This is a genomic window from Paenisporosarcina sp. P5_A11, from assembly GCF_056400705.1.
The window spans coordinates 1-12,515 of record NZ_JBFUKT010000004.1 but is presented as its reverse complement, the minus strand read 5'-3'; the positions used below and the strand labels follow the sequence as shown (position 1 = coordinate 12,515).

Annotated in this window: 12 protein-coding genes, 1 pseudogene and 1 other annotated feature; of the genes and pseudogenes, 9 read left to right on the top strand and 4 right to left on the bottom strand. The window is 41.0% G+C overall.

What is annotated here, in order from left to right:
- Window positions 1–47: 47 nt before the first annotated feature.
- The 4 genes from AC1DOS_RS02390 to AC1DOS_RS02375 form a co-directional block, all read right to left on the bottom strand.
- Window positions 48–989, bottom strand: coding sequence for a C40 family peptidase (locus AC1DOS_RS02390; RefSeq protein ID WP_477536255.1), 942 nt, complete (start codon window positions 987–989; stop codon window positions 48–50).
- Window positions 990–1,000: 11 nt separating this feature from the next.
- Window positions 1,001–2,104, bottom strand: coding sequence for a mandelate racemase/muconate lactonizing enzyme family protein (locus tag AC1DOS_RS02385; RefSeq protein ID WP_477536254.1), 1,104 nt, complete (start codon window positions 2,102–2,104; stop codon window positions 1,001–1,003).
- 17 nt (window positions 2,105–2,121) lie between these two features.
- On the bottom strand, window positions 2,122–3,045 hold the full coding sequence (locus tag AC1DOS_RS02380; protein ID WP_477536253.1) for a S66 peptidase family protein: 924 nt from the start codon (window positions 3,043–3,045) through the stop codon (window positions 2,122–2,124).
- Between the two features lie 172 nt (window positions 3,046–3,217).
- Window positions 3,218–4,042, bottom strand: coding sequence for a M55 family metallopeptidase (locus AC1DOS_RS02375; RefSeq protein WP_477536252.1), 825 nt, complete (start codon window positions 4,040–4,042; stop codon window positions 3,218–3,220).
- Between the two features lie 451 nt (window positions 4,043–4,493).
- Window positions 4,494–4,706, top strand: a binding site (T-box leader).
- A 79-nt stretch (window positions 4,707–4,785) separates the two neighbouring features.
- On the opposite strand from AC1DOS_RS02375, the gene trpE reads away from it, so the two are divergent.
- From trpE to AC1DOS_RS02330, 9 genes and pseudogenes are all read left to right on the top strand, one after another.
- Window positions 4,786–6,150 carry an anthranilate synthase component I gene (gene trpE / locus AC1DOS_RS02370; RefSeq protein WP_477536251.1) on the top strand — a complete coding sequence of 455 codons (1,365 nt, stop codon included), beginning with the start codon at window positions 4,786–4,788 and terminating at the stop codon, window positions 6,148–6,150.
- Complete coding sequence (locus tag AC1DOS_RS02365; protein ID WP_477536250.1) at window positions 6,147–6,713, top strand: aminodeoxychorismate/anthranilate synthase component II; 567 nt, start codon at window positions 6,147–6,149, stop codon at window positions 6,711–6,713. Before trpE ends, AC1DOS_RS02365 begins: the two co-directional genes overlap by 4 nt.
- 31 nt (window positions 6,714–6,744) lie before the next feature.
- Complete coding sequence (gene trpD, locus AC1DOS_RS02360) at window positions 6,745–7,776, top strand: anthranilate phosphoribosyltransferase (protein ID WP_477536249.1); 1,032 nt, start codon at window positions 6,745–6,747, stop codon at window positions 7,774–7,776.
- Window positions 7,773–8,561, top strand: a complete 789-nt coding sequence (trpC, locus tag AC1DOS_RS02355; RefSeq protein WP_477536248.1) for an indole-3-glycerol phosphate synthase TrpC — start codon at window positions 7,773–7,775, stop codon at window positions 8,559–8,561. The genes trpD and trpC overlap by 4 nt, the downstream gene beginning before the upstream one ends.
- Window positions 8,561–9,175, top strand: coding sequence for a phosphoribosylanthranilate isomerase (locus tag AC1DOS_RS02350; RefSeq protein ID WP_477536247.1), 615 nt, complete (start codon window positions 8,561–8,563; stop codon window positions 9,173–9,175). Before trpC ends, AC1DOS_RS02350 begins: the two co-directional genes overlap by 1 nt.
- Before the next feature lie 2 nt (window positions 9,176–9,177).
- Window positions 9,178–10,386, top strand: a complete 1,209-nt coding sequence (gene trpB / locus AC1DOS_RS02345; RefSeq protein ID WP_477536246.1) for a tryptophan synthase subunit beta — start codon at window positions 9,178–9,180, stop codon at window positions 10,384–10,386.
- Window positions 10,379–11,167 (top strand): tryptophan synthase subunit alpha, encoded by a 789-nt coding sequence (gene trpA, locus AC1DOS_RS02340; RefSeq protein ID WP_477536245.1) that lies wholly within the window; start codon window positions 10,379–10,381, stop codon window positions 11,165–11,167. Before trpB ends, trpA begins: the two co-directional genes overlap by 8 nt.
- Before the next feature lie 321 nt (window positions 11,168–11,488).
- The gene (locus AC1DOS_RS02335; protein WP_477536244.1) at window positions 11,489–11,977 is read left to right on the top strand and encodes a hypothetical protein; all 489 of its coding nucleotides are present in this window, start codon (window positions 11,489–11,491) and stop codon (window positions 11,975–11,977) included.
- A 104-nt stretch (window positions 11,978–12,081) separates the two neighbouring features.
- A pseudogene (locus AC1DOS_RS02330) lies at window positions 12,082–12,515 on the top strand (dihydroorotate dehydrogenase); the annotation flags it as partial.

Sequence of the window (12,515 nt, the reverse complement as noted above, 5' to 3'; positions counted from 1 at the left end):
AGCCAGTCCTCTATTCATGGACTGGCTTTCAAACTATACGTAATGAATCAGGAAACTGCTTCTTCAGATCTTGCATAGCGTCTTACTGCACACAATTCATTCTCATACTTCGTACCCGCTAATTCAATAATTTCTACACATTGTCCTGTCGATGGAGAATGAACCATTAGTCCATTTCCACAATAAATTCCAACATGTCGAACTTTGTTAGATCCTTCATTTGCAAAAAATAATAAATCGCCTATTTCCCACTGATTTGTATCTGTTGAATTAACTTCTTGCCCATTTCTTGCTTGATCGTCTGCATCCCTTGGAAGGAAATATCCATGTGCTTTATACATGTTGTAACTAAGGCCGGAACAATCATAGCCATATGAAGACATTCCGCCCCAGAAGTATGGTTTCTCTATGAATTTAGTAGCACAAGAAACGATGTCGCCTCCTGAACGTTCAACAAATGATTCAATACCTGGTGAATGTTCGACTTCTTCACTTAAAATTAGCGCTTCTCCATGAGGGGTGTTCACTAAAGTAAACTGATCATTATTATCGATAACCGGTAAGATTGTATTAAATGGAACCACAAGTAACGGTTTTCTTTCCTTCGTCCAAAGCTGAACTTTAGGGAGACGGACTTTCGCATATCCGAAATCTGAAATGCGTTCCATTTCTTTTAATTGAACGAGGGGTACCCATCCTGGATAGCCACGTTCATCTTTCTTAGAATGTTGCCAAGTACAAATTACTTTAGCCCAGTCGCCGACAATTTCTTCGATTAACACAGGCTCCCCATATAACAATTGTGTTTGAATGCGGTTTCCTTCACACAGATCGAGCAAGTCTTTATACGTTAATTCTTCCAACCATTTTGGAACACGGACTGGATTTTCTAAACCTGGTGTATCTTTTTGACGTGCTGATTCAGGAGATGTCCATACTGTTGCTACTGAAACTGAACAAACCCATCTTGTTGCTGATTGAAATAGCATTTTACCTCTCCTTATCCTTTTAGAAGTAAACGTTTATTCATTAACTCACTATGTAATCCGAGACCAGATAATTTAGAAAATCGAATATGTCTGCCTTCGTAAGTTATACCGCCTTCAACAATATCTTCAGCCAACATTAACGGTGCATCAAAATCAAAACGTGTCACATTCGGTTGACTTGCAGCAAAATGAGCGGCTGCTGAAATGCCAAGTTTTGTTTCAATCATGCTACCTGTCATGCATTCTACACCATAACTTTCAGCTAATGCATTAATTTTCAGCGCTTGATAAATGCCTCCAGCTTTCATGAGTTTAATATTAATTAAATCAGCTGCACGCAGTTGTAACACACGTACTGCATCTTTGGGGGTGAATATAGTTTCGTCCGCCATGATTGGCGTATGTGTATGCATCGTTACATATTGTAGTCCTTCTATATCATACGCTTTTACTGGTTGTTCGATGAGTTCTATTTCAAGACCAGCGTCTTCCATTTGACCAATAGCTCGTACCGCTTCTTTTGCTTCCCATCCTTGGTTCGCATCGAGTCGCAGCTTTGGTTCGTTACCAATCTTCTTTCTGATTGCACGGATACGTTCAACGTCTTTTGCGATATCATCAATACCTACTTTGATTTTCAACACATTAAACCCTTTACCTACATAACGGGCCGCATCCTCAGCCATTTCTGCTGCATCATTTACACTGACCGTAAAATCGGTTTCAAGTGTATCACGATAGCCTCCGAGAAGTGTGACAAGCGGAAGCCCCGCTAGTTGACCGAGCAAATCATGAATGGCCATATCAAGCGCCGCTTTCGCACTTGAATTACCAACCATGGAGCGATGCAATTTTTGGAATACCCGCTCCGAATGGTGTAAATCAAGACCAAGTAAGTGAGGCCCGATCACTTGATCGATTGCAAATTGAATACTCCCAAGCGAATCACCTGTAATGACATGAGTTGGGGGGGCTTCTCCCCACCCATCCAAGCCATCCTCGGTGGTGATTTTCACAAAAACAGATTCGGCAATCGTGACGGTACGAAGTGCAGTTTTAAACGGTTTTGTGAGCGGTACCGCAACCGAAAAGGTTTCGATTGAATGTATGATCATGATGGATTACCTCCCGTTTATTTGACGCCTGGTAAAATGGTCAATGTTTTTGCATCCGCATCTAATCTTGCCTCCACTCCAAGTGGTACTGCAAAATGTGGTTGACAATGACCAATTTTAAATCCGGCTACTACTGGCTTTCCTAAATCCCCTAAATAGTGGTTCAGTACTTCTTCAAGTGTTAATGTTGTTTTTCGTTTTTTGGGTTCAGTTTTTGAAAAATCACCTACTACGAATCCAACAGCATCATGTAGTTTCCCTGCTAAACGCAATTGGTTTAACATGCTATCCACTTTATATGGTTCTTCATTTACATCTTCAATTAACAACAATTGCCCACGTGTATCAATCTCATATTTAGAGCCAAGCGCACTGACCAGCAGCGATAAATTACCTCCAACCAATTCCCCTTGTGCCATTCCACCACTTAGAGTTGTTAAAGGTGATATATCTTCGGTATAATGCAGTTCGATTGGTTCGAATAATTGTCCAAACATGCGACCAGATAGTTCCTGGAAGGTGTCTTTTCCGACATCCGATGCGAGCATTGGTCCGTGGAATGTGACTACGTTGGCGAATTGACCAATAGTCGTGTGTAAATAGGTAATATCGCTATAGCCCCACAATATCTTAGGTTGCTCAGTCATTAATTGAAAATCGATGCGGTCCGCATAGCGAGCAGCTCCGAATCCTCCTCCTGCGCAAATAATAGCTTTAACGTTTGGATCTGAAAGCATATCGTGTAAATCTTCTAAGCGTTCATCATCTGTTCCCGCTAAATAACCATGGATTTTTTCAACATGTTTCCCCATTTTAACGTTTAATCCTAATTGGTCTAAAAAGGCTAGCGAGCGGTTTAAATTTTCTATATTAGGTGGACTTGATGGAGCGATAATTCCAATCGTATCCCCTTTTTGTAATCGTGTTGGTCTAGTGCGCATGGATGTTGCTCCTCTCTTCTGTCTTGAAAACTAGTTATCTATATTTAAGTATAACTTTTTTTCATAATAGAAGTATTCGACGTCCATTTGAAACGCCACAGCTTTTCATTAATTTCCGAGTCAGTTTTCAGCGTATTGATTATTTGTTGCTGTTGTGCAAATCGCACTCATACTAGCAAAATGTCGTTTGGCACGCTAATTCCACTTGGACTAACATCGCACGGTAAGCTTCCAAAATATCTTTGGCTTCAAATTTCACAATTGTTGTTCCTGGTTCAATTTCACAGCCCGGCATAAGTGCTGCCCACTCGGCTTGTCCGTAGTTGACAAATTCAATTCGTAAAGTTGGATTTTTAGGTGGCAGGAGTGGTTTTACCAAATGTCGATTGTCGACGGCTTTTTGAATTCGTTCAGTTAAAAGTGCTTGTGATTTTTTGGGATGCATCGTTTTTACAGCTTGGCGTGTAATTGATTCTTTGACCGCTACCGTCGTAATGTTTGGAATAAGCTCTTCTGCTTCACGACACGCACCGTCATCACCGGCAACTAGGATGACCGGCACACCAAAATGACCCGCCACATATGCGTTGAACCCAAGTTCCCCAATCTCCACTTCGTTAATGTACATATTGCGAACACCGAAAATCATGCTGTGACTCATGACACCAGGCTGTCCAGCACGCGAATGATATCCTACAAAAATCGCTCCAGCATATGTTTCATCCAGCGCCTGCACCATCGAATACGGTTTCACTCCACCCGTAATCAATAGCGCTTCTGGATTCAGTTCTTCTATTAGCAAGTTATTCATTTTCGAATGACTATCATTCACCACTATCTCGGTAGACCCTTTTTTCAGTAAACCTTCAATAACCGCATTTGCTTCATTGGTCATGATACGACGAGCACGTTCATAATTGTGTTTCTGCGAATCTACGAAAGTGTGATCTGGTAAACCAGTAATCCCTTCCATGTCGACTGAGATAAAAAATTTCATATTCTTGCTGTCCCCCTCATATAGTTAATATGTGATTGTTATTATTAAAGTACCAATATTGATTGAATATTTCAATATTATTCCTTTGTTTTTTTCGAGTATCGAAATAAATACAGAGAAAACTCTTTTGATTACTCGTATAAAGACTGGATATTCTATCATGCATAGTTTTCGTCCATTCGAATAGTTTTTCCGACCATTCGTGCATAGTTTCCGACCACTAAACTGGTGTTTCCGACCACTTACGCTTCGTTTTCGACCACTAAAATGTAGTTTCCGACCATTCGCCTATTTTTCTGATCATTTATTAATTTCTCCCCGTATCTGTTGACATATGATTCTATGCGTACTAAGATAGGAACAACTTTTTGATTCGGAATTTTGGTAGAAGGTGTCGGGAGCGACATCGCCAATAAAATTTTAGAAAATAGTTGAGAGTGAGTTTAGCTGAGAAAAATCGATGACAAAGAATAGTAGCAGGAGTTTGTCTTAATAGAGAGTCAGCGGCTGGTGGAAGCTGATAGACAACTTGTTGTGAATGGTCTTTGGAGAGTTTCCCAGAAGGTAAGTATGGGAAAACGTTTGATCTACGTTACAGGTCCTAAAGTGAAAGCCATTAGAGGCTTTTAATTTGAGGTGGCACCGCGGTAATTCCGTCCTCTGTACATGAACTTTTCTGTTCATGTACAGGGGACTTTTTTGTTTTTCCGGATGTACACGAGCCGAGCAGAGGAGAGAATAGTATGAATACAAACCTACTACAAACCGCACGAATTACGATTAATGGTGACACGTTATCACCCATAGCCATTTACAAACGCTTGCAAGGCAAGCGTAAGTTTTTGCTAGAAAGTTCTTTAAAACATGATGCATCTGGTCGCTATTCTTTTATCGGAGCAGAACCAGTAAAAGAATTTAAAGGATCGGCTCAAGAGTTAAAGGAAACGTCCTTTCTGTCTGGTCAAGTAATTAACCATTATGGAAAACCGCTTGAATTGTTAAAAACTCTACTACCCGTTATAAATGAACACGATGAATTCCCATTCAACGGTGGTGCAGTTGGCTATATCGGGTATGATGTTATCTCGCAATATGAAGACATAGGTCCCCCACTCCATGACGACCGAGGAATGCCTGACATCCATTTACTCGTTTATGAAACCGTCATTGTCTATGACCATCTAAAACAAGACGTAACGATTTTGCACACGGGTAACAATCCAAGCAAGATTGAAGCAGTGGAGCACCAATTAGCAGTGAAAGAAAGTGAGGTAGTACCTACCACATCCCCACTTCCTTTTATATCGAATATAACAAAGCAAACTTTTATTGATAACGTCTTACGAGCAAAAGAACTAATACGTGCAGGAGAAATTTTTCAAGTAGTGTTATCTCAACGTTTACAAGCACCCTTTTCAGGTGACTCTTTCTCATTGTATCGAAAACTAAGAAAAGAAAATCCTTCTCCCTATATGTTTTATGTGGATTTTGACGAACATGTGGTACTTGGTGCTTCTCCAGAAAGTTTGATGAGCATTCAAGAAAAACGTGTGACGACGAATCCAATTGCAGGTACTAGACGTCGTGGCAAGACATCAGAAGAAGATAAGTTGCTTGAAAAAGAACTTCTCGCGGATCCAAAAGAACTCGCTGAACATCGCATGTTAGTGGATTTAGGACGAAATGATTTGGGGCGAATTAGTGAAGTTGGCAGCATCCATTTAACAAAATACATGGACATCGAAAAGTATCAACATGTTATGCACATCGTTTCTGAAGTTGCAGGTACTTTACGAGAGGACCAACACCCCCTCGATGCACTCGTCGCTTGCTTACCCGCTGGCACAGTATCGGGTGCACCAAAAATTCGAGCAATGCAAGTCATTCAAGATTTGGAGAATGTGAAGCGCGGGGTTTATGCAGGCGCTGTCGGCTATATCGGATTTAATGGCAATATCGATATTGCCTTAGCTATTCGAACACTAGTCGTGAAAAATCAAACCGCTTACGTCCAAGCTGGTGCTGGAATTGTCTATGACTCTAATCCACAAGCAGAATATGAAGAAACGTTACACAAAGCAAAGTCATTGCTAGAGGTGTTGTCATGATTTTACTACTCGATCACTATGACTCGTTTACGTATAACTTGTTTCAAAGCTTGTCGATGCTCGGCGAAGATGTACGGGTGGTTCGTTTCGATGAGATCTCACTTGAAGAAATCCGTCAGTTGAATCCAAAAGCGATCGTCTTATCTCCTGGTCCTGGATCGCCAAATGACAAGTTGCACTCTTTATCAATTATCAAAGAATTTTATCAAACAATTCCGATGCTTGGTGTTTGTTTAGGACATCAACTGCTCGGCGTAGCATTTGGCGGAAAAATAAAGCGCGCTACACAAGTCATGCACGGAAAAGTATCCGCAGTTCGTCATTCACATGCGGGCATGTTCGCTTACCTTTCGCAACCTTTACCCGTCATGCGTTACCACTCTCTCGTGTTAGAGGATTTGCCTTCGTGTTTTAACACGACTGCGATTGCGATGGACGATCAAAGCATCATGGCAATTCAACATGAGAAATATCCGCTTTATGGTTTGCAGTTTCATCCAGAATCCATAGGAACCCGTGATGGCGGAAAAATTCTACAAGCCTTTTTAACAGACATAGCTTAGCTGAGAATATTTACAATGAGGAGAGATTGAGATGAGAAGATTTACTGAGAGTGTACGTGCAGGGAATTCACTGACGTACCATGAGATGAGAGAAGCAACGAATGCTATGTTTTCAGAACAAATTGCCGGTGTCGACATCGCGAATTTTTTAACTGCATTATCGATAAAAGGGGAAACAACAGAAGAAATTGCTGCACTAGTTGAAGTGTTAAGAGAAAATGCTACCCAAATTCCAGTTTCCTCTTCAGTCGTATTTGATAATTGTGGTACTGGGGGCGATGGATCGCAAAGTTTTAATATCAGCACGACGTGTTCTTTTGTATTAGCGGGAGCAGGATTAAAAGTCGCTAAACACGGAAACCGCAGCATCTCGAGCCGCACAGGGAGCGCTGATGTATTAGAAGAACTTGGAATCGCTTTGGATTTCCAACCTCATGAAGTTGATGAGTTACTCAAGTCAACGAACATCGCTTTTTTATTCGCACCACATGTTCACCCAAAAATGAAACGAATACAAGTCATTCGGAAATCTTTAGGGAAACCGACAATTTTCAATATGATTGGCCCATTAACAAATCCCGTTTCTTTATCCTCTCAGCTAGTCGGTGTGTATCGACAAGATAAACTAATGGATTTAGCGGATGTCCTTCATCGCTTAGGTCGCAAACGCGCAATCGTACTAACTGGGGCAGGTGGAATGGATGAAGCATCTCTTGCAGGAGATAACTATCTCGTACTGATGAATGAAGGTAAAAGTATTCAGTTTACGCTAAATGCTCATGAAGTAGGTTTATCCTATGCACCATTAGAAGCGATTCGCGGTGGAGACGCAAAAGATAATGCAGCTATTTTAAAAAGCGTATTACGGGGTATTCCTTCGCCTTATTTAGATACCGTTTTGCTTAATGCCGGCATTGGTTTATTTGCAGCAGGTGTCACCTCGACCATTAACGAAGGCGTCCACCAAGCTCGCAAAAGCATTCAAAGCGGCCGCGCACTAAGTATCATGAAATCAGTCATCGCATATAGTCAAAACCGCAAGCAATTGGAGATGAACGCATGACCATTTTAGAGAAAATCATAGAAGTGAAGAAACTAGAAGTGGAAAACTTATTAGAACATCAAATCCCTTTTGAATTAACTAAAGCACCTACTGATAAGCTTTCTTTATTTGAAACTTTATACAACACGCAACATTTACAAGTAATTTCTGAAATTAAACGTGCCTCTCCTTCCAAAGGATTAATTGAAGGCAATGTGAATCCCGTACAGCAGGCGCTTGCTTATGAAAATGCGGGTGCTGTAGCTATTTCCGTGTTAACAGATCAACAATTTTTCAAAGGATCCTTGAGCGATTTACAAGCAGTTTCTTCAGCAGTTCGCCTTCCCGTGTTGTGCAAAGATTTCATCATCCATCGATTGCAAATCGAGCAAGCAAAACGCGCGGGTGCTTCTATTATTTTGTTAATCGTGGCAGCACTTGAACAAGAGACGCTAAAAGAATTATTTGATTTTGCCACGACTTTAGATTTAGAAGTTTTGGTCGAAGTTCATGATGTTGAGGAATTGCAGAGAGCTTTATTAATAGATGCAAAAATCATTGGAATAAATAATCGTAATTTAAAAACATTTGAAGTGAATTTGGGCAACACAGTAGAAATCTCTGCACACTTCCCTTTTCATGAACAACGCGTGTTAATTAGTGAGAGTGGAATTCGGGATGCAACTGATGCTTCAACAGTCGCCCAAGTTGGTGCCCATGCAGTGTTGGTTGGAGAGACATTAATGCGTAGTGCACATATTGACGAAACGTTGCGTTCGTTTCACGTGAAACGTAGGGAACGATGATGACAAAAGTTAAAATTTGTGGATTGATGGAACTTGAACATGTAAAAGTAGCTGTGGAATCAGGTGCTGACGCAATCGGATTTGTATTTGCCAAAAGCCGGCGACGAGTCACAGTTGAACAAGCTAAAGAACTTGCAACAGCCGTGCCGATTGATGTGTTGAAAATTGGTGTGTTCGTAAATGAAGCGATAGAAGAAGTGGAACGAATCGCAAGAGAAGTATCTCTTGATATGGTTCAGCTACATGGTGATGAAGATCCAGATTATGTTCGACGTCTTTCCTTCCCTACTATTAAAGCATTGTCTATAAAGACTCAAAAAGATGTACAAAGGGCTTCACAATATGAAGTCGATTACTTTTTATTTGATGCACCCGGAGTTGAGTTTCGTGGAGGATCAGGCCATTCATTTGATTGGTCGTTACTCGCCAAGGCGAATATCTCACATAACAAAGTGATTTTAGCTGGTGGACTCACTGAAACTAATATTAATGAAGCAATCAATACCGTACACCCTTTTATGGTGGATGTATCAAGTGGAGTAGAGACAGCGCAACGGAAAGATGCAGAAAAAATCCGCACGTTTATCCGTGCAGTCCGAGATGAGGAGAGATGAGCATGGTAACAACTTACAACCAACCAAACGCAACTGGTCATTACGGCAGATTCGGTGGACGATTTGTTCCTGAGACATTAATGCAAGCCGTGATTGAATTAGAGGAAGCGTATGATATAGCAATAAAGGATGAAGAGTTTCTAAAAGATTTTCGGTACTATTTAAAAGATTATGTGGGACGAGAAAATCCGCTTTACTTTGCTGAGCGCTTAACGAAGAAAATGGGCGGCGCCAAGATTTATTTGAAACGCGAAGATCTCAATCACACAGGTGCACATAAAATAAATAATACAATTGGCCAAGCTTTACTTGCCGTTCGTATGGGCAAACGAAAAATCGTCGCGGAAACAGGCGCTGGTCAACATGGAGTGGCAACCGCTACCGTCTGCGCACTTTTAGACTTAGAATGTATCATCTTTATGGGAGAAGAAGACGTTCGCCGTCAGCAATTGAATGTTTTCCGTATGGAATTATTAGGTGCAAAAGTCGTAACTGTGACGCAAGGTAGTAGAACGTTAAAGGATGCAGTGAACGAAGCATTGCGTTACTGGGTGACGAATGTTGAGGATACTCATTACATTATGGGATCTGTTTTAGGCCCCCACCCCTTCCCTAAAATTGTCCGTGATTTCCAACGTGTGATTGGCGATGAAACGCGAAAGCAAATCGTTGAAAAAGAAGGTCGTCTGCCCGATGCAATTGTTGCTTGTATTGGTGGTGGCAGTAACGCAATGGGTATGTTTTATCCCTTCATTGAAGATACAGATGTAAAATTATTCGGTGTTGAAGCTGCGGGTGCTGGACTAGGAACGGATAAACACGCGGCCACTTTAACAAAAGGTTCTGTTGGCGTGTTGCACGGAGCACTTATGTATTTACTGCAAGATGATGCGGGACAAATTCAAGAAGCGCATTCAATTTCGGCAGGACTCGATTATCCTGGTATCGGACCTGAGCATAGCTATCTACATGAAAATGGCCGCGTTAAATATACATCCGTAACAGATGACCAAGCGTTAGCAGCTGTTCAAATGCTGGCTCACACGGAAGGTATCCTCCCTGCTCTTGAATCTGCACATGCAATTCATTTTGCTGGAGAACTGGCGGCTACGATGAGTCAAGATGAGATTGTTGTCATTTGTTTATCAGGACGTGGAGACAAAGACGTCGTCACTGTGCGTGATGCTCTTGGAGGTGGAAGTAATGACTAAAATGAAATTACAAACTGCCATTGAACAGCAAATCGCAACAGGTGGAAAAGCGTTTATTCCATATATCATGGCCGGTGACGGTGGGTTGTCAAAACTTCGTGAGCAATTACTGTTTCTTCAAGAAGCTGCTGCCACTGCGGTTGAATTAGGTATTCCTTTTTCTGACCCTGTTGCAGATGGACCAACTATTCAAGAAGCTGGCAAACGTGCGTTGGCTGAAGGTGTGACGTTGCGTGGTGTATTAGAAGAAATCGGTCGCTTGCGCAGTGAAGTGACCATTCCGATTGTCTTAATGACGTATTTGAATCCAGTGTTCCGCTATGGCATTGAGGCATTTGCAAAGGATTGTGCAGACGTGGGCGTTAGTGGATTAATCGTTCCAGATTTGCCTCTTGAAGAGAGTGCCATGGTGCATGATGAATTTATTAAACACGATTTAGCCCTTGTTCAATTAGTGAGTTTAACAAGCCCTACAGAAAGAATCGAACGCATAGCAAAAGCTTCGGAAGGATTCTTATATGCCGTAACTGTCACTGGAATCACGGGAGCTCGAGCAGAATTTGCGGCAAACGTTGGGGAACATTTGGCGAAGCTGAAAAAAGTCAGTTCCGTACCCGTCATGGCAGGCTTCGGGATATCAACACCTGAGCAAGTTCGAGAAATGGGCAACCTAGCAGATGGCGTCATTGTAGGCAGTCGTATTGTTGATGCGCTACATGCCGGTGATCTAGATAGTATTCGTGAGTTGATTGCTGCTTCAAAAGCAGTGGGCATCGTTTGATCGTGTAATTTAAAGCTTAATTTGGACCTCTTGCCACGTGCGCAAGAGGTCTTTTTTAGGAGGAAATTGGGTGAAACGGAGTAAAATACTGGCTGAAGCCGATCAAACTATATTCTTAGCCGAAAAAATTAATTGAAATTTACTTCACCTTTTTTCGGAAAGCTTTTCATTAAATGCAAACTTGATGATTACTAACTAAATCAGTTGTTAGTCATTTGATTGTATCCATATCGCATACAATCAAGATTTCCTTTTTACCGTTGCCTCTATGAAACTCTTACGTGCATGACTCGTCTAGTGTTTTTTAAAGGAGGAATACATGTGGAGATGAAACTTTTGTTGGTTGCCATTATATTATTTTCATCACTTTGGATCACTGGGTGTTCTGGCAATACGTTTAACGCAGGAAAAGACACTGCGGTAGTAAGTAAAAATGAATTTCCTCCATCTATCCCTGGAGTCGTTAAGGTTAATAATACAAAACACGAAATGGTAGCTGTAGGTTATAAATGGGAAAGAGAACAAGGTTCTGAAACTCAGGTTGTCCAAACTGACGCTGCTTCCCCATACCAAATTGCGGAAGATTTCAAAGCCCTTACTTTAGAACAGCACCAAAAAATCACAATTGGGATTGAAGAAAATCCCGAACTAGTTGTTTACTTATGGAATAAGGACGGAAGAGAAAAAGAAATTACTTTAAATGAAAATCAAATAACAGCTCCTGCAAGTAAAGGTAGATATATATTTGAAGTGTTAGCAAAATGGACTAACGGTGAAGTATCATACACATTTGTGACAGAAGTTAAATAAATAATTCGTTTTTATATAAAGAGAAATTACTATTTGAACTATCGGCACAAGTTAGTTAATTAGTTGTATGATTATAGAATAATCTTTTCCAGGATGTGATTACATTGCCCGATTGGTCTTATCATACTGTGTTTAAACCCGTACTTACCCGCTTGCCGGATTCCTATGGAAGAGAATTCATTCATCGTGGCATGAGTCTTATCTCTACAATTTCAGGGGGAAGCAGTTTAATCAAGAATCTTGGTCATACTGAACCCTCCCAAAAGCTCGAAACAAGTATCTTCGGTCTGACCATTTCGAACCCAGTAGGTTTAAGTGGGAAAATTGATCCTAAATTAACGGGGACTAAGGCTTTTGGACATCTCGGACTAGGTTTTTTAGAAGTTGGCCCTGTTTCAATAATCCCAAATGAATCGAGTTCACCACGATTTACACAAGAAAGGGACAATCTTGTCTACTCTTATCCATTAGAATCACTAGGTATAGAGGAAACAGTTAATAAGCTTAAAGAACTGAAGAAATTTAACAAGCCTATCTT

Excerpts from the sequence above, each read along its gene's own strand:
- AC1DOS_RS02390 (WP_477536255.1), bottom strand. The coding sequence starts at position 989 with ATGCTATTTCAATCAGCAACAAGATGGGTTTGTTCAGTTTCAGTAGCA.
- AC1DOS_RS02385 (WP_477536254.1), bottom strand. The coding sequence starts at position 2,104 with ATGATCATACATTCAATCGAAACCTTTTCGGTTGCGGTACCGCTCACA.
- AC1DOS_RS02380 (WP_477536253.1), bottom strand. The coding sequence starts at position 3,045 with ATGCGCACTAGACCAACACGATTACAAAAAGGGGATACGATTGGAATT.
- AC1DOS_RS02375 (WP_477536252.1), bottom strand. The coding sequence starts at position 4,042 with ATGAAATTTTTTATCTCAGTCGACATGGAAGGGATTACTGGTTTACCA.
- trpE (WP_477536251.1), top strand. The coding sequence starts at position 4,786 with ATGAATACAAACCTACTACAAACCGCACGAATTACGATTAATGGTGAC.
- AC1DOS_RS02365 (WP_477536250.1), top strand. The coding sequence starts at position 6,147 with ATGATTTTACTACTCGATCACTATGACTCGTTTACGTATAACTTGTTT.
- trpD (WP_477536249.1), top strand. The coding sequence starts at position 6,745 with ATGAGAAGATTTACTGAGAGTGTACGTGCAGGGAATTCACTGACGTAC.
- trpC (WP_477536248.1), top strand. The coding sequence starts at position 7,773 with ATGACCATTTTAGAGAAAATCATAGAAGTGAAGAAACTAGAAGTGGAA.
- AC1DOS_RS02350 (WP_477536247.1), top strand. The coding sequence starts at position 8,561 with ATGACAAAAGTTAAAATTTGTGGATTGATGGAACTTGAACATGTAAAA.
- trpB (WP_477536246.1), top strand. The coding sequence starts at position 9,178 with ATGGTAACAACTTACAACCAACCAAACGCAACTGGTCATTACGGCAGA.
- trpA (WP_477536245.1), top strand. The coding sequence starts at position 10,379 with ATGACTAAAATGAAATTACAAACTGCCATTGAACAGCAAATCGCAACA.